Source organism: Vibrio sp. 1CM2L (genome assembly GCF_023161695.1).
GTDB lineage: Bacteria > Pseudomonadota > Gammaproteobacteria > Enterobacterales > Vibrionaceae > Vibrio > Vibrio coralliirubri.
In genome coordinates, this window is the sequence record NZ_JALNTT010000003.1 from 1,006,628 (window position 1) to 1,031,506 (window position 24,879).

At 43.7% G+C, this 24,879-nt stretch carries 14 protein-coding genes; 4 read left to right on the top strand and 10 right to left on the bottom strand.

All coding sequences use genetic code 11. The features are described 5' to 3' along the window. Window positions 1-4: 4 nt before the first annotated feature. The 10 genes from rlmKL to MSG34_RS14770 all read right to left on the bottom strand — a co-directional run bounded on the left by rlmKL (window position 5) and on the right by MSG34_RS14770 (window position 17,216). Complete coding sequence (gene rlmKL, locus MSG34_RS14725) at window positions 5-2,125, bottom strand: bifunctional 23S rRNA (guanine(2069)-N(7))-methyltransferase RlmK/23S rRNA (guanine(2445)-N(2))-methyltransferase RlmL (RefSeq protein ID WP_248338132.1); 2,121 nt, start codon at window positions 2,123-2,125, stop codon at window positions 5-7. Window positions 2,126-2,633: 508 nt separating this feature from the next. Continuing rightward, window positions 2,634-3,182, bottom strand: coding sequence for a cell division protein ZapC (locus tag MSG34_RS14730; RefSeq protein WP_017059680.1), 549 nt, complete (start codon window positions 3,180-3,182; stop codon window positions 2,634-2,636). A 205-nt stretch (window positions 3,183-3,387) separates the two neighbouring features. Further along, window positions 3,388-4,398, bottom strand: coding sequence for a quinone-dependent dihydroorotate dehydrogenase (gene pyrD, locus MSG34_RS14735; RefSeq protein WP_017063847.1), 1,011 nt, complete (start codon window positions 4,396-4,398; stop codon window positions 3,388-3,390). A 331-nt stretch (window positions 4,399-4,729) separates the two neighbouring features. Then, window positions 4,730-9,571: an NAD-glutamate dehydrogenase gene (locus MSG34_RS14740; RefSeq protein ID WP_050621304.1), complete on the bottom strand. Its 4,842-nt coding sequence runs from the start codon at window positions 9,569-9,571 to the stop codon at window positions 4,730-4,732. Window positions 9,572-9,799: 228 nt separating this feature from the next. Next, on the bottom strand, window positions 9,800-10,018 hold the full coding sequence (locus MSG34_RS14745; protein WP_004733645.1) for a DUF2835 domain-containing protein: 219 nt from the start codon (window positions 10,016-10,018) through the stop codon (window positions 9,800-9,802). 192 nt (window positions 10,019-10,210) lie between these two features. Further along, entirely contained in the window at window positions 10,211-12,817 is a 2,607-nt protein-coding gene (pepN, locus tag MSG34_RS14750; protein WP_248338134.1) for an aminopeptidase N, read from the bottom strand. Window positions 12,818-13,034: 217 nt separating this feature from the next. Continuing rightward, on the bottom strand, window positions 13,035-13,718 hold the full coding sequence (locus MSG34_RS14755; protein WP_019823244.1) for a hypothetical protein: 684 nt from the start codon (window positions 13,716-13,718) through the stop codon (window positions 13,035-13,037). 273 nt (window positions 13,719-13,991) lie between these two features. Beyond that, window positions 13,992-15,986, bottom strand: a complete 1,995-nt coding sequence (prc, locus tag MSG34_RS14760) for a carboxy terminal-processing peptidase (RefSeq protein WP_248338136.1) — start codon at window positions 15,984-15,986, stop codon at window positions 13,992-13,994. Window positions 15,987-16,003: 17 nt separating this feature from the next. Then, on the bottom strand, window positions 16,004-16,627 hold the full coding sequence (proQ, locus tag MSG34_RS14765) for an RNA chaperone ProQ (RefSeq protein WP_017057223.1): 624 nt from the start codon (window positions 16,625-16,627) through the stop codon (window positions 16,004-16,006). A 97-nt stretch (window positions 16,628-16,724) separates the two neighbouring features. Continuing rightward, a complete protein-coding gene (locus MSG34_RS14770; RefSeq protein ID WP_017630025.1) occupies window positions 16,725-17,216 on the bottom strand; it encodes a GAF domain-containing protein in 492 nt (163 codons plus the stop codon). A gap of 89 nt (window positions 17,217-17,305) precedes the next feature. Here MSG34_RS14770 and MSG34_RS14775 point away from each other — a divergent pair, with 89 nt between their 5' ends. From MSG34_RS14775 to rsmF, 4 genes are all read left to right on the top strand, one after another. Further along, window positions 17,306-19,102 carry an ABC transporter ATP-binding protein gene (locus tag MSG34_RS14775; RefSeq protein ID WP_017059690.1) on the top strand — a complete coding sequence of 599 codons (1,797 nt, stop codon included), beginning with the start codon at window positions 17,306-17,308 and terminating at the stop codon, window positions 19,100-19,102. Between the two features lie 66 nt (window positions 19,103-19,168). Next, window positions 19,169-20,440, top strand: a complete 1,272-nt coding sequence (locus tag MSG34_RS14780; RefSeq protein WP_248338138.1) for a paraquat-inducible protein A — start codon at window positions 19,169-19,171, stop codon at window positions 20,438-20,440. Further along, window positions 20,427-23,084, top strand: coding sequence for an MlaD family protein (locus tag MSG34_RS14785; protein WP_248338140.1), 2,658 nt, complete (start codon window positions 20,427-20,429; stop codon window positions 23,082-23,084). The genes MSG34_RS14780 and MSG34_RS14785 overlap by 14 nt, the downstream gene beginning before the upstream one ends. A 149-nt stretch (window positions 23,085-23,233) precedes the next feature. Then, window positions 23,234-24,655, top strand: coding sequence for a 16S rRNA (cytosine(1407)-C(5))-methyltransferase RsmF (gene rsmF, locus MSG34_RS14790; protein WP_248338142.1), 1,422 nt, complete (start codon window positions 23,234-23,236; stop codon window positions 24,653-24,655). The last annotated feature ends 224 nt before the right edge of the window (window positions 24,656-24,879 follow it).

Genomic DNA, 24,879 nt, shown 5'->3' on the forward strand with positions numbered 1-24,879 from the left:
TTAACTACTTATGTGTAATCAACCAGCAGTTATGAATGTGCTTATTGCGAGAGAAGTCCAATGGAAGCGTCTTAGCAGAAATGTTCTGAGCTTTAAGACCTAACGCTTCTAGACCTTCTAGATCCATTTTGAAGTGACGTTTGTTGTTAGAGAACACAATCGTGCCTTCTTCACGAAGAAGACGCTTAAGGTTTTCCATCAACTGAATGTGATCACGTTGAACATCGAAAGATTGATCCATACGCTTAGAGTTTGAGAACGTAGGTGGATCAATAAAGATCAGGTCGTAAGAACCCTGCTCTTTAACCAACCACTGTAAGCAGTCAGCTTGAACAAACTGATGTTGACGACCAACACGACCGTTAAGCTCCATGTTCTGCTTTGCCCACTCAAGGTAGGTATTAGACATATCAACCGTTGTTGTCGAGCGTGCGCCACCGACTGCAGCATGAACAGATGCACTACCTGTGTAAGCAAACAAGTTTAGGAAATCTTTACCCGCAGCCATCTCACCAATACGACGACGAGTGATCTTATGATCTAGGAACAAACCCGTATCTAGGTAATCATGAAGATTAACAATCAGCTTAACGCCGTACTCGTTCACTTCTAAATTAGATGAGTCTTGAGCCATCTTCTGGTATTGAGAACGGCCTTTCTGCTTCTGACGAACCTTAAGAACCACGTTGTTTGCTTCAACGCCCGTTACTTGAATAGAAGCACGGATAATATCGGTTAGACGACGTTTCGCCTTCTCTTCCGGTACATCTTTAGGCGCTGCGTATTCTTGAATCACAAGGTGACCTGGGTATACATCAATCGCTACATTGTATTCTGGTAAGTCCGCATCGTAGATACGGTAACAATCTAATTGCTCTTTCTTAGCCCACTTACCGATTTTACCGATGTTCTTTTTAAGACGGTTTGCAAAGTCTGGCGCAATCAGTTGTTCTTGTTCGCCCGTTGGACGTTCTGACATCGGACGATCTGAAATTGAGTAGTTCTTTTGGTGACACGGTAACGCACCGTTGTTCAATTTGAACTGTTTGTCTGCACGCATGCGTAAGCAGCTCAGTAGTTCGTCTGAACTAGAGAAGATAGACGCGTTACAACCGCCAAATTCCGCTTTAAGCTGCGCGCCGAATGCCGTGTAAAGTGCAATAAGGCCCGGCTCTGTACCTAGACGCTCACCATAAGGTGGGTTAGAAACAAGCACACCATCAGTAAACTCAGTAGGACGCTTAAGTTTTGCAGCATCACCTACTTCGAATTCAATCAACTCTTCAACACCAGCACGACGAGCATTGTCACGCGCTGTTTTGATCATGCGTTCGTCATTGTCATAGCCATAGAACTTACATTCTACTTTCTTAACGCCACGACGACCTTGAACGTTCGCTTCCGCTTTCACTTCAGCCCAAAGCTCTGGTTCGAAATCTTCTAATGATTCAAAACACCACTTCTGGCGTTTAACACCTGGAGCCATGTTTGCAGCCATCATTGCCGCTTCAATCACTAACGTACCTGAACCACACATAGGATCTAGGAAAGGCTTAGTCGCATCCCAACCACTACGAAGAAGAATCGCTGCAGCAAGTGTTTCACGCAGAGGTGCACGACCTGATTCTGGACGGTAGCCACGTTGGTGAAGACCGCTGCCCACCATATCAACACCAAGAATCGCTTTATCACGGTGTAGACGAACGTGAATGCGAATGTCTGGGTTCTCTTTGCTGATAGAAGGACGAGGTAGAGACTTCTTCTCGAAGCAATCAACAACGGCATCTTTTACTTTCATCGCACCGTATTGGCTATTGCGGATTTCGTTGTTCGTACCATTGAAGTCAACAACAAAACGCTTAGAGCTATGGAATTGATTTACCCAGTTAACCGCAGTGGTTGATAGGTACAAATCCATGTCGTCCATACAAGTGAATTCAGAAAGGACACGTACAAATCGAGAAGCCAAACGGCTCCACAAACAACAACGATAAATTTGCTCATTGGTGGCTTTGAATTTAACACCTGCTTGAACAGGTTTTGCGTTTGTAATCCCTAGTTGGGTTAGTTCTTCAACTAATAAATTCTCAAGGCCATTTGAGGTAACCGCTAGATATTGATTCATAGTGTTCTTTTATTGATAAAAATGAGCTCGATTATACCTGAATTTGTTACTAGAGCATCACACTAAACTCGTCTTTTCATTGAATCTTTCTTCTAACTGGCTAGCAAACGCACAGTGTTGAAGCGATCGCTTACCCACATCCCCTTAGAACATAAGACTTATCAAACCAACACGATTCATGAGCAAATTCCCGTCAAAGCGACAAAGTGAATTTATATTCACCCTAAATTTGGTATATACCAATAAAGAATTCAGAGTGAAAGTTAGCCACAAAAGGGAAAAAACAGGGAATAAAGATGGGTAAATTACACTTCTGGCGATAAAAACAGGCAGAAATTAAGGCGAAAAAATAGTCGTAAGTTCACTATTTAAATGGTTAAGCAGTGATGTATTTATCAGGATGAGGTTTTTTAGGCACAAAAAAATCGGCTTATGAGCCGATTTTGGGGAAGATTTGACAGGTTGATGCGTTGCGATGTGTGTGAGAAATGATGGACTAGATTGAAGGCTAACCGACCATCGCAATGTGCGTTTGATGAAGAATAGCGTTCGCGTCTATCATTCTATCGTGCATGACCTTAATTGAGTCGCCAAAGCGTAACCCTTTTGAAGGTGTAAGCAGAAACTCTTCTAGGTCGACAAATGCACATAGGCTCGCACACTCTCCCACTTCTAATACAATGAAATACCCTAAGCTATGCTCGTTATTCATTTGTACGATATCCCCTTCTTGAGGATATTCGTGGCCAGCACCCTGTGAGTCGAAGAACCAACTCTTAGGCTGTACAGGCTTGTGGAAGCGCTTTGCTGCCACGCAATAAAGCGCGAGTTCAGCTTGACGAGGCTCAGACAGTTCTAAGCCAGAAATTTGTTCTTTGAAGGTTTGGTATGAAGATGCGTCATCAACGGTGAATTCATTATCTCTAAACGCGCAGTCCACCAGCTTATTGCGGACCAGATTCGTTTTGAAAATCATATCCTCTCCGAGGTTTAGCATTAATGAACATTGCTGCTCATCGTAATACCAACTCCATGTATCGCTAGGTTTAAGCATCATTTCGTCTCACACTGTTGAACCATTCCATTAGGTAAAACGCAAAATTACCTTCAATTACAGTAATTTTACTGAGCAATAGGCAAAAAAAAAGAGGAAATGAATTCCTCTTTCTTATCGCTTTTCTCTACAACTCAGTGAGTTACAGTGTCTCTTTTAGTAAGACGATGCCAGATTGTCGCTATTCAATAATAAAAGCAATTTCAGCTTATAGATTTTTAACGATGTCGCCAACTAGGCCTGGGCCTTTGTAGATGAAACCAGAGTAAACCTGTACAAGCTTAGCGCCCGCCATCATTTTCTCTTTTGCAGCAACATACGAGTCAACACCACCTACTCCAATGATCGGCAGTTTGTCACCAAGCTCTTCGTGAAGTTTACGAACTACCTCAGTACTACGAGATTGAACTGGACGTCCACTTAGGCCACCCGCTTCATCGCAATGTTTCATGCCTTCAACGATTGAACGATCCAATGTTGTGTTTGTTGCGATCACACCATCGATCTTATTTTTGATCAATGATTCACAAATTTGGCGAATTTCGTCGTCGCTTAGATCCGGAGCAATCTTAAGAGCAAGAGGAACATATTTACCATGCTTCTCTTCCAGTTCAGATTGTTTCGTTTTAAGTTCAGACAATAGATCGTCTAGAGCTTCGCCGTATTGTAGAGAACGAAGTCCTGGAGTGTTTGGTGAAGAGATGTTCACAGCAATATAACCAGCGTATTGATATACCTTCTCCATACAGATCAAGTAATCTTCAGCGCCCTTTTCAATTGGTGTGTCTTTATTCTTACCGATGTTAATGCCTAAGATGCCATCGTAGTTCGACTTCTTAACATTCTCAACAAGGTTATCGACGCCTAGGTTGTTAAAACCCATGCGGTTGATGATACCTTCAGCTTCAACAAGACGGAATAAACGAGGTTTGTCGTTACCCGCTTGTGGACGTGGAGTCACTGTTCCTACTTCTACGAAACCAAAACCCATTGCGCCAAATGCATCAATACATTCGCCGTTTTTATCTAGGCCGGCAGCTAAGCCAACTGGGTTTTTAAAAGTAAGACCCATGCACTCTACAGGTCGGTGAGGTAATTGTTGGCGATACAAAAGATCAATAGGTGTGCCTGTGAAGCGCTTGAAATTTTGAATTGCAAGATCATGTGCCTTTTCGGCATCAAGTTGGAAAAAGCCAGTTCTGGCTAGACGGTAAAGCATTGTGCCTCCGATAGAAAAAAGCCCCGTGTAAACGGGGCGATATTATTTACTTATTTACCCAACTATTCAATCTATTACTGTCTGTAAGGGTAAGATAATCGAGTTTGCTAACGAATGAGGTTCATTATTAAGCAAACGTTATCGTTTTCTTCAGGTTATTAACCCATTTCTAATCTCAACCTTAGTACAGCCACCAACTCACTTAACAACAAACAACGTGTGCGTCGAAATTGGTTCTTCAAAAATCGTTAGGCCTATTGTTTCCACTTTACCGAAACGAAAAAGGCAGACCTTGTGGCCTGCCCTTATAGTTTTTCGTCTTATCTAGTGACTAGTCTTTCGACATGCAGTTTAGATTCAACAGCATCAATTCACGCAGTGCTACTGAGAACTTAGCAAACTCATGAACAGAACCCACTTTGAATTCGTTTAGGATGCTTTCCCAACGATGTAGAGAAACAGAGTTACTTTCCATCCAGTCATCAAGCGCTTTAATCACATCGATGTCTGAAGCACAACCACAGTTAAGTACTTGGCCAGTTAACTGACGTTGCTGCCAATCCAGATCTTCTCTGAATGCTGCACGCGCCAGTGCTTGCCAGTTGTTGTCTACAGCTTGGCCATTGATTTGCTTCAAGAACCAGTGCAGTGACAAACGGTCGCCTAGGTTGAAGTAAAGCTTAGACGCTTGTTGTACTGTTTTACCTGTTTCGCGAGCTACTGTGGATATATCCAGTGCTGAGTACAAGCTAGACAAACGAGCTACTGAATTAGCCAGCTCAGCGTTTACACCTTGGTCAATCCATAGTTGAGCCATTGCTTGATGCTCTTCTACTTCTGAAGCCACTAGGTTTTCATCCAGCTTCTCAGTAATCGCAACGACATCACCTTGGTAAAGCTCAATCAATGCATTCACTGACTGTTTACCGGTACGATTTCTTAACAACCAGCGTGCTAGACGACGAAGCGTACGACGTACATGGTAAAGCAATTCGTATTGAGCTTCAGAACTTGAGATGTTGTCCAGTTCACGAATGCTCTTTAGTACCTTACCCAAACCGTAGATTTCACGTGATGCCGCGTAAGCATTCGCAATATCAACAATGTTTGCGCCCGTCTCTTCTTGCAAGCGAGTCACAAAGTTACAGCCCATCTCGTTAACCATTTGGTTAGCAAGCGCAGTCGCAATGATCTCTGCACGAAGTGGATGGTTATCCATATGCTGAGAGTAGTTACGGCGTAACTCTGTTGGGAAGTATTGCATCAGTTGTTGAGCATGGAACTCATCATTCGCAATGTCATCACTCACAAGATCTTCTTTTAGAACCATTTTACCGTAAGCGATCAATACTGATAGTTCAGGTCTTGTTAGTGCTTGGCCTTGCTTCTCACGCTCTAGCAGCGTTTCGTCATCTGGGATGTATTCCAAACCACGGTCTAAGTACCCTGCTTTTTCCATAGTGTGGATAAAGCGGATTTGCTCTTTCACTAAGCCAACACCTTGATGCTCAGTAACAGAGATAGACTCAGCTTGGCAGTAAGCGTCGTCTAGTACGATTTCGCCTACTTCGTCTTCCATAGATTCAAGAACTTGGTTACGTTGTTTAACGGTTAGATCACCATTAGACACCAAGCCATTCAAGAAGATCTTAATGTTAACTTCGTTATCCGAGCAATCTACACCACCAACGTTATCTACAAAGTCAGTATTAACTCTACCGCCCGTTAGAGCGTATTCAATACGACCCAATTGAGTCATACCCAAGTTACCGCCCTCACCAACAACCTTAGCTTTCAGATCACGGCCGTCGATACGTAGCACGTCATTTGCACGGTCACCCACATCGGTATGAGTCTCACTAGAAGACTTAACGTAAGTACCAATACCGCCGTTCCAAAGTAGATCAACCTTCATAGACAAGATCGCTTTGATCAAGTCATTTGGTGCCATTGATGCTTTCTTGGTGCCGAGCATTTTCTGAATTTCAGGTGTTAGAGAGATAGACTTCGCTCGACGAGAGAAGATGCCACCACCCTGAGAAATCAGGTCTTTATTGTAATCTTCCCAGCTTGAACGAGGCAGGTTAAACAGACGGTCACGCTCTACCCAGCTTGATGCCGACTCTGGATTCGGGTCAATGAAGATGTGCATGTGGTTAAACGCAGCTTGTAAGCGAATGTGCTTAGATAGCAGCATACCGTTACCAAATACGTCACCCGCCATATCACCCACACCAATGGCAGTGAAGTCTGTGCTTTGACAGTTGATACCCATTTCGCGGAAGTGACGTTTAACCGATTCCCAGCCACCTTTTGCCGTGATACCCATGGCTTTGTGGTCGTAACCGTTAGATCCACCTGATGCAAACGCATCACCTAGCCAGAAGTTGTACTCTTCCGCTACTGAGTTCGCTAGATCTGAGAATGTCGCGGTGCCTTTATCGGCAGCAACAACCAAATACGGGTCATCTTCATCGTGACGAACAACGCTCTTAGGTGGGATAACCTCACCTTCAATGATGTTGTCTGAGACGTCTAGCAATGCACGGATGAAGCGCTTGTAACAACGTTGACCTTCAGCGAAGATCTCGTCTCGGCCAGACATCATGTGTTGACGCTTACAAACGAAACCGCCTTTAGCACCAACCGGTACGATAACCGTGTTCTTAACTTGTTGCGCTTTAACTAGGCCTAGAATCTCAGTACGGAAGTCCTCTTGACGGTCTGACCAACGTAAACCACCACGTGCTACTTTACCGCCACGTAGATGCACACCTTCAATGTCTGGTGCGTAAACGAAGATCTCAAACGCAGGAACCGGCGCAGGGATATCTGGAATCTCGCTTGGTCTCATTTTCAGAGCCAACCAAGGTTTAGACTGCTTGTTCTCGTCTACTTGGTAGTAGTTAGTACGAAGCGTTGCAGTGATCATTTCCATGTAGCGACGAATGATACGATCATCATCCAAGCTTTCTACATGATCCAACTGTTCAGTGATCTTCTTAATAAGATCTTGTTGGCCTTTTGCGCTGCCCTTTAGTTTAGGGTCAAAACGCTTGCCGAATAAACTCACTAACCCTTTCGCTAACTCTGGGTAATGAGACAGTGTGTCTTCAATGTATTGTTGGCTGAATGGGAAACCAACCTGACGCATGTAACGAGCATAAGCACGTAAAATTGAGATTTCACGGCCAGAAAGACCAGCACCCAGTACTAAGCGGTTGAAACCATCGCTATCTAACTCACCCGCCCAAATTGCCGCAAAGGCTTGTTGGAAAAGATCGCGAGCTTCACGAAGATCAATAGTCTTATCGCTCTTGTGCAGCATAGAGAAATCTAGGATCCAATATGTCACACCGTTGGTTTTACGCACTTCATATGGAGATTCACCGATAACGCGTAGGCCAAAGTTTTCAAGCATTGGCATAACATCAGAAAGGTGAATTGGCTCATCGCTGTGGTAGAACAACTTCAAACGAACGGCTTTTGAATCTGCCGCTTCTTCTTGAGGACGGTAGAAAAGCATACCCAGTTTGTTGTCTTCACTTAGCGCTTCTAAACGTTCGATGTCAGCAACAGCTGAACCTGGCATCATGTCTTCTTTGTACGAACGTGGGAATGCACGCATGTACTCTTTCGATAATGGAAGACCTTTGCTTTCACCGAAGTTTGCAATGATTGACTCAGACAGACGGTCATCCCACGTAGACGATACTTCCATTAAATTTTGCTCAATTGTTTTCACGTCCACATCCATGTTGTTGTTATCAACACGAACAATATAGTGCGTTCTTGCTAGCGGGCTTTCAGAGAAGTACGTTGTAAATTCAACCTCTTCTTCACAACCAAAGTACTGTTTCAAGATGCGCTGTGTTTGGCGACGAAGCTCAGTGTTGTAACGATCTTTTGTTACGTAAACCATGCAGCTAAAGAAACGACCAAACGGGTCTTTGCGAACAAACAAACGCAGAAGATCGCGATCTTGCATTTGCACTACGCCCGTACCGACTTCTAGTAGCTCTTCTTCTCGAGCTTGCAGCAGTTCATCACGTGGGTAGTTTTCAAGAATGTTGTGCAGAGCTTTGTAAGAGTATGAACCTTCACGGTAACCACTCGCATCCAAGATACGCTCTACTTTCTCGCGAACAAGAGGAATCGTTTCTACGGTTTGGTTATAAACGGCAGATGTGTAAAGGCCAGTAAAGCGGTGCTCACCAATGACCTTACCGTTCTTATCGAACTTCTTAATACCAATGTAATCGTTGTAAGCTGGGCGGTGAATGCGTGAAGCCGTGTTGCCCTTGGTTACGATAAGTACATAAGGCTTTTTCGCTTCAAGGCGTGCCGAATCAGAAAACTCAGATAGCTTAACGTTACGTACACGATCTGAATTCGCAAACAAACCAAGACCTTGCTCCTTGGTCGGTTGCAGTTCAGTATCGCCGTTAACTGAAACCAGGTCATATTCCTTATAACCCATGAATGTAAAGTTGTGTTCACCTAACCAACGAAGAAATGCCAACGTCTCATCAAAGCGTTGGCCGTCTACTGGAATGGTCTCTTTTTGCTGTTCGACTTGATTGGTCACTTCTTTAAGTTTTTCAACCATATTCAACCAATCGTTCACGACTAAGCTCGTGTCGGTAAAAATATCCAGCAGTTCCGTTTTAAGCGCTGTCATTTCAGCTTTGCTGCTAAGACGGTCAACTTCTATATGGAAAAGAGATTGGAATGCACCTTCGTTATTGCTAACACCGACAACACTGCCCTTATCTGAGCGAGAGATTTGTGTTGGGTTATGAAGCATAAGGTGAGAAGAAAGGTCTAGGCGAGTCAATGCCATTTTTACAGAATCAACAAGGAATGGGCTGTCTGGAACGACTATCTCAACGATAGTGTGAGTAGACTGCCAACCTTGACGACTTACCGTCGGGTTGAAAACGCGTACAGAGATTTCGTCGGCTTTCTTTTCATTGATGTGATGCCATAGGCTAACTACAGCACCATATAAATCGGATTCGTTTCTCTGAGTCAGATCGTCGTGAGAAACGTTACTAAACAAGTGTTGAGCAAGTTGAGTTACGAGAGGTCGATGAGCAAGGTCAAGTTTGTCTTGAATCAGCTTGTAAACTTTTTCAAGTAAAACTGGAACCACAGTTTCACGTGCGGTCATAGTCACACTCCACAATTAGAATTATATTTTATTATTAGGGGGATCACTTAATCTGGTGTTTGAAACGTGCCGTAGAGCGCTTTTCTACTAACGAGTTAAGCAAAGGTAATGCATTCATTTATTGTAAAAGCATTATTGAAAAATAGTTAATTGTTTTAGAGGTGGTAAGAGGTGAAATGTTTGATTATGTGATTAAGATTCCTTTTAACTCACTAGGCACGCCAAGGTTTACAGAGCTTCTAACTTAATAAACTTATTTTTTTGGTCAGTTGTCAGCCTAAACTGCCCTCTAACCCCTATTTGTGTAAGAAATGGTCTGAACCGAGTTGCAGGTAACTGTAAGCGTAAACCTGTTGTTGTTATCACTTGAACTTTACTTGCCGCACCAGAATAGCTGGCCAAAAACTGTTGATATGAGATGTTTAGTTGGAAAATATAGCGATTCATACGATACCTGTATAAATATACAGTGCCGGTATTTTTTGGCACTTAACGATGTCTGACGGTGAAACTGAGCTTGAAAACGTCTCTAGCTTATCGAAAATTCGATGAACCAGAAACAAAAAATCAGTGGCAGATATTCTCTACCACTGATGACCTTTCGTTGTAGCAAACAGCTTATCTTATTGAGCGTTTAACTTAAGCTTCTAGTGCTTTCGTTACTTTCTCAAACAAGTCTTTTGCTAGGTTGTCCATGTTCTTCAATGTCTCAAGTTCCTGTTTAATAAGAGCTTGGCGTTCATCATCGTACTTACGGAATTTAAGTAATGGATCAATCAGACGTGAAGCCACTTGCGGGTTGCTGCTGTTTAGCTCACGTAAGATCTCGCCAGCAAATGCATAGCCTTGACCAGACTTGTCATGGAATTGAACCGGGTTCATGTTTAAGAATGAACCGACCAAGTTACGGGTACGGTTCGGGTTCTTCAAACTGAACGCTTGGTGCGACATCGACGCTTTGATCACTTCAAGAGCGTTTGAACTTGGGTTTGTACCTTGTAATGCAAACCACTTATCCATAACAAGACCATCGTGTTTCCACTTGTCACTGTAATCCGCCATCAAGGTTTCACGACATGCGAGTTGAGCACTGTTTGCCGCTCCCATTGCTGCCATGGTGTCTGTCATGTTGTTTGCTTGCTGGTACATCGCAACAACCAAGTCATTACCCTGCTCAGTATGAGCTAAGTAACTTAGGCAAACTTTACGTAGAGTACGCTTACCAATCGAATCGTGATCGATCGTGTATTCCGATAGTGCGTGGCTGTGATAAACCGCTGCTAACTCGTCTTCAAGTTCTGCAGCTAGTGTTACTCTCATTGAATTAAGGACCGATGCAACCGCATCAATATCAACACGCTCATACCAACCCGATACTTCGTTGTGGCTTGGTAGAGAGAGCATTTCTGCAATAAACGCAGGCTCTAGTGAATCACTCAGCAGTACGCCACGGAATGCATCAACAACAGAATCTGAAAGCTCAAACGCTTGACCTTGTTGAACCTTCTCCACGTTACTGCGGATGTACTTCGCTAATAGCATTTGACCCGCATCCCAACGAGAGAACTCATTGCGAGCATACACCATCAAGAAGATCAGTTCTTCATCTGAATAGTCGTATTCCAATTTCACTGGCGCAGAAAATTCACGAAGTAATGATGGGATCGGTTGCTCAGAAACGTTTTCAAACACGAACGTTTGCTCTGCTTCTTTCACATCTAATACGTTATGAACTGGCTTACCGTTACATTGTAACTCAACAACTTCACCCATAGCCGTGTATAACTCGATATCAAGAGGAATATGCAGAGCCTGCTTTTCCGTTTGCTCATGAGTTGGCGCTGTTACTTGGCGAGTTGTTAACGTGTACTGCTTCTTATCTGCGTCGTACTTACTTTCAACAGACAGCGTCGGCGTGCCAGACTGGCTATACCATAAACGGAACTGAGATAGGTCGACACCCGATGCATCTTCCATTGCCGCGACGAAGTCTTCACATGTTGCAGCCGTGCCGTCGTGACGTTCGAAGTAAAGCTTCATGCCTTTTTGGAAACCGTCTTCACCCAACAATGTGTGGATCATTCGGATCACTTCACTGCCCTTTTCGTACACAGTCAATGTGTAGAAGTTATTCATTTCTATCACTTTTTCTGGACGAATTGGGTGAGACATTGGACTTGCATCTTCAGCGAATTGTGGCCCGCGAATAATACGAACGTTGTTGATGCGGTTTACTGCGCGAGAGCCAAGATCAGATGAGAACTCTTGGTCGCGGAATACAGTTAAGCCTTCTTTCAAGCTTAGTTGGAACCAATCACGACAAGTCACTCGGTTACCGGTCCAGTTATGGAAATATTCGTGACCGATTACCGCTTCGATACCTAGGTAATCGGTATCCGTAGCAGTTTGGTCGTTCGCGAGAACAAACTTAGAGTTGAATACGTTCAGGCCTTTGTTTTCCATCGCACCCATGTTGAAGAAATCAACGGCTACGATCATGTAGATGTCTAAGTCGTACTCTAAGTTGAAACGCTCTTCGTCCCACTTCATTGAGTTAATCAAAGAAACCATCGCGTGGTTAGCTCTGTCTAGGTTACCTTTGTCGACAAAGATTTCTAGGTCAACTTTGCGACCCGATTGCGTGGTGTAAGCATCACGAAGTACGTCAAAGTCACCCGCAACTAAAGCAAATAGGTATGCTGGTTTTGGATGTGGGTCTTGCCACTTCACCCAGTGACGACCATTTTCAGCTTCACCTTCATCAACACGGTTACCATTACTTAATAAGAATGGATTTTCTGCTTTGTCGGCGATAACCGTTGTGGTGAACTTTGCCAAGACGTCTGGGCGATCCATGTAGTAAGTGATGCGACGGAAACCTTCCGCTTCACATTGCGTACAGAAAGCACCACCTGATTTGTACAGGCCTTCAAGTGCACTGTTCCCCTCAGGATCAACTTCAGTCACGATCGTTAATGTGGTTTCTTGTGGTAAATCATTCAGTGTCAGTTGAGTTTCAGACTGTTCATATTGAGTCCACTCTTTACCTTCTACCAAAACAGAAACCAGCTTCAAGCCTTCACCATCAAGTACTAAGGTCGAGCTATCTTTCTCTTGCTTAACACTAGACACCGCCGTAATGATGGATGCTGAATCGTACAAATCGAAAGTAAGATCGATTTCAGAAATAGTGTGAGATGGTGATTGATAATCTTTACGATACTTGGCTTGAGGTGTATGTGCCATGACGGGTTCCTTTTGATCGTTATACGTAATTATTTGTTAACTGTATATATCTAAAGGTTGAGCGCCAAGAACACAAGGGGAATATTAAAAAAAGGAGGCATTGTAGGAAAATGCCTCCATGTTTTGCTATCTTATCAATCAAATCAGAAAGGAACGGCTAAGAAATGAACTGTGTGCCATATTTTCAACAAGCCGATTTTATGGCTAAAACTCGTAGTTAACGTATACGATTAAGCACCGCGAACATGTCTCCCTCTTCACCTTGAAGTGTCAAAACATCACTGTTCAATGTGTAACGAGTACCGTGTTCGCCATTCTCATAAAGTAGTACTAACTGGTCACCCTCGGTGTAATACACACCGCGGCGAATGACTTCACCCCCTTCTTCATCGGATACTCGGAACATGAAGATAAAATCAGGTTGAAGCACTAAATCCATTTTTTGAATGTTGCTGGCTCGTAAGTCGCTTCCAGACAGTTCGGCGCTTGACCAAATTCCAGCCAGGGCGTTAGGCAAGGCTTTGGTGAACATAACACCGTTAAGATTCAACATATTGTGATTACTGCTGTACGCGTAAACCTGAGGCTCAGAAGTATTCAAACCCAAAATAATCGTGTCTTCATTGGCGTTATACAAACCTTCCCAATGATCCACACTGTAGTCTTTCTTTTGGATATCGATAGTGAATGAGTAATTTGAATCGAGTGTGAGCTTAATTGCTCTAAAGTTTTCAGTACCTTGCTCAGGATCTGGATTCATCAAATACCAATCGCCAAGCAACAGAGGAAGGTCAAAATGAGATAGATTACTATCACTTTTTGATTGTTGGCTGCTCGAAGCGACCTCGCTCCCAAAAGCAACAAAACTTAAACAAGATAAAATTAGTAGAATCCATTTCATACGCGCCCCCTCATTTTCTTTAAGCTTAGGCACGTAATGATTAGAAAGCGAAAAAATATGATCCAAGTCACTAAATTTTAAGTGCGAAGTAACTTAAGTGTCATTATCCAACGCAAAATAGAGCTAAATCACCCTGAATATTGAGTGTTCTTGGCGACAATCTCAACGGTTACAATCAGATATTCCTGTCAAATCATAGACACAAAAAAGCGAGCCTAGGCTCGCTTTTTAATTGCGTATCTTTAAACAATCACCTTTTAACAGGCGGTTGCTCTATTTCTTGATCATATCCAGCATGATAGCAACAGACTCATCAAGATAAGCATCCGGCGCTTCATAGTCTTTAGGAATATCATCCAACGTTTTAAACGCCTCTAACTTAGCGGCTTTTTGACGTTGATTAATACGATCTAGACGAAGCGCATCCGCATCATCGCTCTCTTGCTGACGTACCTTTTCATTCAAAGAAAGGTCGTTATCGTCTTTATCTGCCTTATATTTTTCAATATCTTGCGCGATAAAGCCAAATTCCATATCTGTCGCAATACGAGCTTGGTGTTGAGCCGTTAAAGCAGCAATTCGCTCATCGTTACGCTGTAACACTGAGTAGTTTGCTTTATCAATGCTGTCCCAAGGTAGAGCATTGTCTTCAACACTTTCACCAGTATCTGCTGGGTCAATTGGCGTTGGGTAAGCAATATCAGGCACTACACCTTTGTTTTGCGTACTACCACCATTGATTCGGTAGAATTTCTGGATTGTGTATTGAACGTAGCCCAACTCTTTGTCGAACAAATCATAAATATGATTCAAAGAACGATGTTGTTGTACCGTACCTTTACCGAAAGAGTTTTCACCTAGGATGATTGCACGACCGTAATCCTGCATCGCTGCTGCAAAGATTTCAGATGCCGAAGCACTGTAGCGATTCACCAATACCGTTAACGGACCTTGGTAACTGATTTCACCATCAGTATCGCTGTTCACTTTGACACGACCGTAGCTATCACGAACCTGAACAACAGGCCCCTCTTTGATAAACAAACCAGAGAGTTCGGTTGCTTCCGTTAGTGCACCACCGCCATTGTTTCGCAGATCAACAACAATACCTTCAACACCTTGCTCTTTAAGCTCGGTGATCAATTTATCGGTATCTTTAGAAAGGCCAACATAGAAACTTGGTACTTCTAGTACACCAATCTTCTTGCCATCTTTCTCGATAACTTCTGACTTGACAGCGCGGTCTTCTAAACGAATCTTATCGCGTACAATTGTGACAACGTGACTTTTTGCATCTTTACCGTCTGGCAAGATCTGTAGCTTAACTTTAGTCCCTTTCGGTCCTTTAATTAATTGCACTACATCGTCTAAACGCCAGCCGATAACATCAACAATCTCTTCGCCATCTTGACCAACGCCAACAATACGGTCGCCATCGCTCAATTGTTTGCTATTTGACGCAGGGCCACCAGCAACTAAAGATCGAATAACGGTGTAGTCGTCTGTCATCTGAAGTACAGCACCAATACCTTCTAGAGATAGGTTCATCTCAGATTGGAATTGTTCTGCATTTCTTGGAGAAAGGTAACTTGTGTGAGGATCAACTTCACGCGCAAATGCGTTCATGTAGATCTGGAAAGCATCTTCATTATGCGATTGCGTAATACGCTTCATCGCATTGTTGTAACGCTTTTCCAAAACTTCTTGAATCTTTGGCCACTCTTTACCAGTAAGTTTTAGATTCAACGCATCGTATTTAACGCGTTTTCTCCAAAGCTCATTCACTTCAGCGATATCTTTTGGCCACTCTGCTTCACTGCGATTGAGCTCAATACTTTCATCGGTATCAAACTTAATCTCAGTATCTAGCAAAGACAATGCATATTGAAAACGTTCAAAACGCTTCTGCATAGACAGATTATAAACATCGAATGCAATCTGGTTATTGCCCGATTTCAGCTGATCATCAATTTGTGTAGATGACGCAGCGAAAGAGTCAATATCAGCTTGAGTGAAGATATTACGATTATAATCCAGCATCTCTAAGTAACGATTAAAGATAGCTTGAGAGAAATCATCGTTGAGATTGAAGTGTTTATAGTGAGAACGAGTAAATCGAGAAGTAACACGTTTACTAGCGGTTTCGTGTTGGACCTCAGGAGCGAGTAGAGGTAAATCGTCCTGATCTAATTTGGCTTCAAGAGCCTGAGCTGATGCTGCTAGCCAAAAGCTAGCAGCAATCAGTGTCAATTTTGAACGGCATTTCATGCGTAGGAGTATCTCCTTTAAGCGCGCAAGTGCTCCGCTTTAACAACCATTTGTAGGCCGTTTGCTAACTGAACACGCACATCTTCCTTATTGATTTCAACAATGGTCGCAGCCATGTTTCCTTTACCCATGTTCACATTTACTTCTTTGCCAGCGATGAATTCGTCAGCGTTCAAAGCGCGTGTTTCTACAGGCTTTTCTACTTTTGGTGCTTTAGGCGCTTGACGACGAGGCTGTTGAGCTTTCTTCGCCTTAGGTTTCGCTTTGCCTTCTTCACGAGCTTTTTGTGCTTGTTCTTTACGACGAGCCTGAACTTTCGCTTTGCTTTCTGCAAGTGTAGCTTTAGCGTGTTCAACGTGCTCTTCTTCTAGTGTGCCACACGCGTTGCCGTCTAGGTCAACACGTTCTGCGCCAGCTTTTACGCCGTGCAGGTAACGCCATGATGATGTGTACTGTCTTAACGCTGCACGAAGCTGAGTCTTACTTACTTTTTCGTCTTCATTTAGACGTTCAGCAAGATCTTGAAAAATACCAATTTTAAGTGGCTTCGCTTCACCTTCTAGAGTAAAGCATTTAGGGAAACATTCAGCAATATATGCGATAACTTCTTTGCTGTTTTTTAACTTTTCAGTGTTTTCCATGTGGGTTCCTGGTTTTTGCGGTTTTCCGCGAGCATTAAGAAAATATTTTTACGTATTATAGAGAGATGCTTGGGAAAAACCACAGTAAGAGAATAATTTATGCCTTGTTCGCGTGCGAATTAAGCAGCTTTTCCACTTCTGCCATGAAAAATGTTAATCCGTCCTCGTCAATTTGAGAAAAACGGCCAACATTTGGGCTATCGATATCAAGAACGCCCGCTATTTTTCCGCCAATCGAGAACGGAATAACGATTTCTGAGTTACTTGCAGCGTCACAAGCGATGTGACCTTCGAACTCATGAACATCATGAATGCGCTGAACTGTATTCGTCGCAACCGCAGTTCCACACACACCACGCCCTACTGGAATTCGCACACAAGCAGGTTGACCTTGGAAAGGACCCAGTACAAGTTCGTCTTTTTCCTTAGCTTGGTCCTGCTTCATTAAATAGAAACCCGCCCAATTCAAGTCATCCAATTCCATGAATAATAATGAACTGATATTAGCAAGATTAGCAGTTAGATCGGTTTCTGATTCAATTAATGCAACGGCTTGTTTGGTTAAGCGTTGGTAATGTTCTATTTTCATATTAACTTCCAATTAAATTGAGACTTCCATTATCAAGAGAACGCAGTAGAATGCGGCCATCAAACTAAATAGGACTTATTCTCATTACAATGAACAATTCAGAAGACACTATTAGCCGTTCTTGGTTAATAACTCAAGTAAAAAAACACAAGTCCAAATTACTGTTTGCTAACATTATTGCCATATTTGCAACTCTCATTAGTGTCCCTATCCCGTTGCTCATGCCATTAATGGTTGATGAAGTATTACTTGATAAGCCCGCTTCAGGCTTAGAGATGATGAACCACCTACTTCCATCTTCATTACAAACACCGACTGGCTATATCGCACTAACTTTGTTGTTAGTGATTATCATGCGCTCCGTTAGCCAAGCGCTGAACATTCTGCAAGGGCGTCAGTTTACGCTTGTGTCCAAAACAATTACCTATCAGATGCGCAGCAAGATGATAGATAAGCTTGGCCGCATCAGTATTCGACAATACGAAACCAAAGGCAGCGGCGGTATCAACGCCCACCTAATAACAGACATAGAGACAATAGATAAGTTCATTGGCTCGACTCTTTCTAAATTTATCATCAGCTTCCTGACCGTGTTCGGGACAGCGATCGTGCTGTTGTGGTTAGAGTGGCGTTTAGGGTTGTTCATTTTACTGGTCAATCCTGTTGTGATTTATTTCTCCCGTAAACTTGGCAGCAGGGTCAAACACCTTAAGAAATACGAAAACCAATCTTTCGAGCGCTTTCAAAACCGTTTGGTGGAAACCTTAGACGGCATTTACCAACTGCGTGCGGCGAATAAAGAACGTATCTTTCTCGATGAACTTAAGGTTCAAGCAAACCAAGTAAGAATCGATGCAGACAAATACGCTTGGCAGTCTGAAGCTGCTGGCCGTGTTTCGTTTCTGCTCTTCTTACTAGGTTTCGAGCTTTTCCGTGCCGTCGCTATGCTAATGGTGTTATTCAGTGACTTAACCATTGGTCAGATTTTCGCGGTATTTGGCTACTTGTGGTTCATGTTAGGCCCAGTTCAAGAGCTACTAGGGATTCAATTCTCTTGGTATAGCGCGAAAGCTGCACTGCAACGCATCAACGATCTTCTTCAGTTAGAAGAAGAGAAGCGCCCTATTAGTAAAGTGAACCCATTTACTGAAGATCAAGAAGTGACAGTCGACATCGAAGACGTTACATTCTCTTACACATTGGAAAACACTGTTTTAAATAGGCTATCGCTACACATCCCTGCAGGTAAGAAAGTCGCTTTGGTGGGCGCGAGTGGCGGGGGTAAATCTACGTTAATCCAGTTGCTAATTGGGGTTTACCAAGCAGACTCGGGTTGTATTCGCTATAACGGTGAAACAACCGATGACATTAGCTTTGATGTAATACGCAATCAAATTGCCGTTGTTTTACAACAACCTATACTCTTTAACGATACATTAAGGCATAATCTGACCCTTGGTGCTGAATACGATGAAATGTCGTTGTGGCGTGCGCTTGAAGTCGCTCAAATGCAAGATGTCATCAAGCAACTGAGTAATGGCTTAGATACACAAATTGGTAGGAATGGCGTTCGACTGTCTGGTGGTCAACGACAACGCTTAGCAATCGCTCGTATGGTGCTGAGCAATCCTAAGTTTGTTATTCTTGATGAAGCGACATCTGCACTCGATACAGCAACAGAGTCAGCGCTGCATAAAGCGTTGAGCGAGTTTTTGAAAGATCGCACAACTTTGATAGTGGCTCATCGATTATCAGCGGTGAAACAAGCCGATCTAATCTATGTTTTAGAAGATGGACAAGTCACACAGACGGGAACACATGGTGAATTGGTTGAACAACAAGGACTCTATCAAACACTCTACGGCAGTGTGCAATCGCACGCCTGATGTTTGTGGCTCTGAGTCTTTAAGTCGGGTTGCTCACCTAACTTACGTTTCAACTAGGGAGGTCGCGTGACCTCCCCATCTGTAACCAACCCTTTATCAACAAAACACCAATGCGACAGCAGCTCAGTGCGTCTTTGCCAGGGCTGCGAACTTCCCGTAGATAAAATGGACATCCCTTTAGGGAAATCCGCTTACTGCCCAAGATGCGGAACTCAGCTTTATAGAGGAGGGACCCCTAGCCTCTCTGGAAACCTAGCAATTGCAATTACCTGCTTATTGCTGTTTATCCCATCGCACTTTTTTGAATTCATCAGTATTCGCCTGATTGGCGTCATGATACCCGCGACGTTACCATCGGGTGTTTTTACCTTAATGGGCGAAGGTTTTCCTCTGCTTGGTTTGCTGATCCTGTTCTGCAGTTCGATCGCTCCGTTGCTCGTGTGTACGTCGGTACTCATCACTCATGCCTCATTGCGTTTTAAGATCTTCACATCCTTTCGTTATGCATTAGCCATTATTCAGACTCTCAAACATTGGATGATGTTGGATGTGTTTCTGGTAAGTTTGGCGGTCTCATGTTTCAAACTGCAAGATTACTCAGACATTTTCGTCGGCCCTGGTTTGATTGGCCTGATTCTTCTGCAGCTATTCAGCGTATTACTGGTAAGCCGTATCAGTGTGCGTCGCTACTGGGAAGCTTGGGCAAAAGAATCTGAATACTCTTTTGCTGAAACTAAGAACGTACACTGTCACAACTGTCACCTATCTCAGCCTGACGGTCATACTTGTGTGCGTTGTCACCATGACTTATATCACCGTAAGCCCTACTCTATTCAGAAGACTTGGGCTCTGCTGTTTGCCGCATCCGTGGCCATTGTTCCCGCTAACGTTATTCCTATTTCTATCCTTATTACCAACGGTCAAAGGCTGGAAGACACCATCATTTCCGGTGTCGCTTCGCTAATTAATAGCGATATGTATGGCATCGCTGCGATCATTTTCATTGCCAGTATCGTCGTGCCCGTCGCGAAAATACTGGGCCTCGCGTACATCTTAATCTGTATCAAGATGAAGCGCGCCGTTTACCACAGGCAACGTATGACCATCTATTTCATCGTAAAATGGGTGGGAAAATGGTCGGTAATGGATCTGTTCGTTATTTCGATCATGATGACCTTGGTCGACCGTGGACAAATTTTAAACTTTACACCAGGTTATGGTGCAGTCGCTTTTGGCGTCGTAGTTGTTCTCACGATGCTAGCAGCGGAAAGCTTAGATCCTAGGCTAATTTGGGATAACTACACCTCTAAAGATGAGTCAGTGAATGAACAACGATAACCAATCACAAACGTCATATTCACCAGAAGTAAGGAAAAACAAAGGCATCTCACCTTTGTGGATTCTGCCGATATTAACCGTCGCCTTAGCCGGTTGGTTGGTCATGAAATCGATACACGATGCTGGGCAACGTGTGCAGATATACTTCTCAGATGCCGCAGGTTTAGTCGCAGGTCGAACAACGATTCGTTACCAAGGCTTAGAGGTGGGTATGGTGCGCGACATCACTTTATCCAAAGATCTATCGAGTATCTATGTCGATGCTGACATTTACCCAGAAGCGAAGAAGCTACTCTCAAAAGGCACTCGTTTCTGGCTTGTAAAACCGACAGCAAGTTTGTCGGGTATCTCAGGATTAGACGCACTTGTTTCAGGTAACTATATTGCTATCCACCCGAGCGAAACCAAACAAGACCCAGAAACTGTTTTCCAAGCATTAGAATCATCCCCTTCTGACTTACTGGCTTCTGAAGGTTTGAATATTTCACTGACGACCAAAGATCTGGGCGGTGTGTCTGTTGGTTCTCAAATCGTTTACCGTAAAATCCCAATTGGTGAGGTTTACAACTACCAGTTAAACGACAACGCTAAATCCGTTACGATTCAAGCGTCAATTAAAGATGAATACAGCCATATCATTACCGACCAAAGCCGTTTTTGGAATGTCAGTGGTTTAGGTGCCAGTATTGGTTTTTCTGGTGTTGATGTTCGCTTAGAGAGCCTTAGTGCATTGCTTGGCGGTTCAATTGCGGTCGACTCTCCAGGAGAAGGCCAACCCGTAGAGATGAACACCAAGTTCAAGCTCTACCCAGATTTGAAAACAGCCGGTCGTGGTATCTCTATCAAGATCGCCGTACCAGATGACAACAAGATCAGTGCAACGGGTGCTCCGATCATGTATCGCGGCATTGAAATCGGTCAAATCACTGATTTATCGCTAAGTGAAGGGCGTGAAAACGTCGTCGCATCTGCCGCTATTCAACCGGCATTCAGTGACTTTTTAAATAGTGGCAGTAAATTCGTTCTAGAAGAGGCTGAACTGTCGCTTACTGGCATGAAAAACATTGCCAACTTAGTGACAGGTAACTTTTTAACCTTGGTACCGGGAGAAGGTGAAAAGGCGCGTCGATTTACTGCGATCCGCAAAAATGAATTCAGTCAGGAACAAGAGAAATCCGTTGCGATTCGCTTAACGTCGAACAATTCGTTCGGGTTAGATGTCGGCACACAACTGCTCTACAAAGGCATTGCCGTTGGTTCTATCATCCATGTGGGATTAGTTGATGGTGTTGGTACGGGCTCTGATAAACACGAAGTCTTCATGGATGCACTTATCGATAATGAGTACGCGCACCTTATCAAAAGCCACAACCGTTTCTTTGTGACAGGTAGTGCGACTGCAGAGCTAACCGAATCAGGTTTGAGTGTTACGGTCCCACCAGCAAAACAACTTCTTACAGGCTCGATTAGCTTTGTGAGTGAAGGAAAATCTGAAGCTCGAACGGACTATCAACTTTTCCAAAGTAAGTCGTTAGCAGAAATTGCTAAGTTTAATCAGTCTGGTTCAAAGACACTTTCTTTGTTTGCGAGTGAGTTACCTTCAATTTCTAAAGGCAGCCCACTCCTCTACCGTAACTTACAAGTGGGTAGTATTTCTGATTTTCAGCTTGCAGACGGTGGCGTAAGAATCAAAGTCACAATCGAAAATCGTTACACGCACTTACTCAATAAGCACACTGTTTTCTGGAACCGTTCAGGCGTTGAGGTTGATGCATCGCTATCGGGTATCAGCATTAAAGCGGCACCAGTTAAAACCCTTATCCAAGGCGGTATTGCTTTTGACTCTCTGCCAGGAATCGACAACAAACTCGGCGATGTGTGGAAGCTTTATAAAGACTCGAAATCCGCTCGAAAATTTGGCCGCGCAATTACTATCACCTCTTCTGGCGATCAAGAAGTCAGCAAAGGCATGGCGATCAAATATCAAGGTGTCACTGTTGGTGAGGTTACTTTGGTAATTCCGAACTTCAACAAGGGCGGTATTGAAATTACTGCGCGTATTTTACCTGAGTACGTCGACAAGATTGCCGTGGCGAACAGTCACTTCTGGTTGGCAGAGCCTGAGATTGGCCTTAACGGCATCAAAAACGTCTCTGCGCTGCTCTCTAAGCACATCAACGTAGATCCGGGTAAAGGTGGAAGAAACACGAAATTTGAGCTTAGTAAGGGACCTGTGCAGCCCGAAGGCAAGATATTCCAGCTACAAAGCGAAACGCGAGGCTCGGTATCTGAAGGCACGCCTATCCTATTCCGTGAGCTAGAAATCGGCAGTGTTATCGATGTTCAGCTGGGCGAGTTTGCTGACCGCATCATCTCTACGATTCAAATAGAACCTGATTACGCGTATCTAATCCGCGCAAACACCGTGTTCTGGAACGTGTCGGGCGTCGATGTCTCTATCGGCCTGTCTGGCGCAAACATCAAAGCCGGAACGGTAGACAGCTTGTTAAGAGGTGGGATTACATTCTCAACGCCGCCGACGAATGAACTTCAACCAGTGGCAAGCGAAGATCAGTCTTTCTATCTCTATCCTAAAGCCGAAGATGAGTGGAAATCATGGAGAACCGCAATTCCTCGCCCATAGAGTGAACCCCCTGACGTTTCTGGAAGATTAATTCTTCATCAAAATGCAGCCATTCGGCTGCATTTTTGTTGTTTGCTATAAATATGGTTTAGGACGGCCTCATTTTGCTTTAAACTCCCCGCATTAATGCAATAAATCGAGATACTCTTTTGCACGCTAACGTATATATTCCTGAAGAATTCCTGACGCACATCGAAGCAATCATGCCTAGTCATCTAGATATGGCTTCTTTTGTCGCGTCATGCCAAAAACCACTTCGTAAAAGTATTCGAATCAACACATTGAAAATCAGTGTTGAAGACTTCCTAGTACGAGCAAAAGAGAAAGGCTGGGAACTGGAACCTGTACCTTGGTGTGAAACGGGCTTTTGGATTACAGCTGATGAAAGTGAAGCGCCACTAGGTAATACGGCAGAACATATGTCTGGTCTTTTCTACATCCAAGAAGCCAGCTCGATGATGCCACCTTCGGCACTTTTCCAAGGCGAAGCTGATTACCAAGCGGTGCTAGACACTGCGGCAGCTCCCGGATCTAAAACAACGCAAATCGCTGCGCTAATGAATAATCGCGGTGTATTGGTTGCCAATGAATACGCAGCAAGCCGTGTGAAAGTCCTACACGCCAACATCGAACGTTGTGGTGTTCGTAATGCCGCTCTAAGTAACTTTGACGGTCGAGTTTTCGGTGGTTGGTTACCAGAACAGTTTGATGCTGTGTTGCTAGACGCGCCCTGCTCTGGCGAAGGCACCATTCGTAAAGACGCTGATGCGATGAAGAACTGGACGTATCAATCTGTGGTTGACATTGCCGACACGCAAAAAGATCTGATTGAAAGTGCATTCCATGCTCTTAAACCTAATGGTGTGTTGGTTTACTCAACGTGCACGCTTAGCACGGAAGAAAACCAACAAGTATGTCATCACCTAAAAGAAACCTTTGGTGATGCGGTTGAGTTTGAATCTCTTGAATCACTATTCGACAACGCAAAAGCAACTACGACCGAGGAAGGCTTTCTACACATATTCCCACAGGTCTATGACTCAGAAGGTTTCTTTGTTGCACGTATCCGTAAACTAGCGTCTGTTACTCCACCAGAAGTTAAAAAACGTATGGGTAAATTCCCATTTGAAAAAGCATCAAAGAAATCTCAGCAAGAAGTCGCTGAACAACTGCTAAATGCTCTCGATATCGAATTGCCAAGCGATACTCAAGTTTGGATTCGCGACAAAGACGTTTGGCTATTCCCAGAAGCGCTAGAGCCGATGATCGGTGAGTTCCGTTTTTCTCGCATGGGAATCAAGATCGCCGAAACCCATAAAAAAGGTTACCGATGGCAGCACCAAGTGGCGACAACGCTTGCAAGTGGCAATGAAGCTAATGTTGTCGAGCTAAGCATTGAAGATGCTCGCGAATGGTTCATGGGACGCGATGTCCGTCCTGAAGGCTTGTCTGGCAAAGGTGAAGTACTAGTGAAGTACAATGGTGCAATCATCGGCCTTGGTAAGTGGGTTGGCAACCGAGTGAAGAACGGTTTACCACGCGAGTTAGTGCGCGATAAGAACCTATTCTAAAGCTTTCTCCCTGTATACAGCTAGATAAACAAAAAGCCCAAACAACGTTAATTGTTTGGGCTTTTTCTATTCTATCGGCCATGTAACTCAGTGTGCGAGCGCTTGTAAATCAACAACTAATTACATAAATATCAATTCAAGTCACTATTTCCAAAAAGAAAAATCGCACTTTAGGGAATCTAAACTAGACTTCAATCTAATAGTCAAAAGATTAAAACGATTAG

Excerpts from the sequence above, each read along its gene's own strand:
- rlmKL (WP_248338132.1), bottom strand. The coding sequence starts at position 2,125 with ATGAATCAATATCTAGCGGTTACCTCAAATGGCCTTGAGAATTTATTA.
- MSG34_RS14730 (WP_017059680.1), bottom strand. The coding sequence starts at position 3,182 with ATGATGCTTAAACCTAGCGATACATGGAGTTGGTATTACGATGAGCAG.
- pyrD (WP_017063847.1), bottom strand. The coding sequence starts at position 4,398 with ATGCTTTACCGTCTAGCCAGAACTGGCTTTTTCCAACTTGATGCCGAA.
- MSG34_RS14740 (WP_050621304.1), bottom strand. The coding sequence starts at position 9,571 with ATGACCGCACGTGAAACTGTGGTTCCAGTTTTACTTGAAAAAGTTTAC.
- MSG34_RS14745 (WP_004733645.1), bottom strand. The coding sequence starts at position 10,018 with ATGAATCGCTATATTTTCCAACTAAACATCTCATATCAACAGTTTTTG.
- pepN (WP_248338134.1), bottom strand. The coding sequence starts at position 12,817 with ATGGCACATACACCTCAAGCCAAGTATCGTAAAGATTATCAATCACCA.
- MSG34_RS14755 (WP_019823244.1), bottom strand. The coding sequence starts at position 13,718 with ATGAAATGGATTCTACTAATTTTATCTTGTTTAAGTTTTGTTGCTTTT.
- prc (WP_248338136.1), bottom strand. The coding sequence starts at position 15,986 with ATGAAATGCCGTTCAAAATTGACACTGATTGCTGCTAGCTTTTGGCTA.
- proQ (WP_017057223.1), bottom strand. The coding sequence starts at position 16,627 with ATGGAAAACACTGAAAAGTTAAAAAACAGCAAAGAAGTTATCGCATAT.
- MSG34_RS14770 (WP_017630025.1), bottom strand. The coding sequence starts at position 17,216 with ATGAAAATAGAACATTACCAACGCTTAACCAAACAAGCCGTTGCATTA.
- MSG34_RS14775 (WP_017059690.1), top strand. The coding sequence starts at position 17,306 with ATGAACAATTCAGAAGACACTATTAGCCGTTCTTGGTTAATAACTCAA.
- MSG34_RS14785 (WP_248338140.1), top strand. The coding sequence starts at position 20,427 with ATGAACAACGATAACCAATCACAAACGTCATATTCACCAGAAGTAAGG.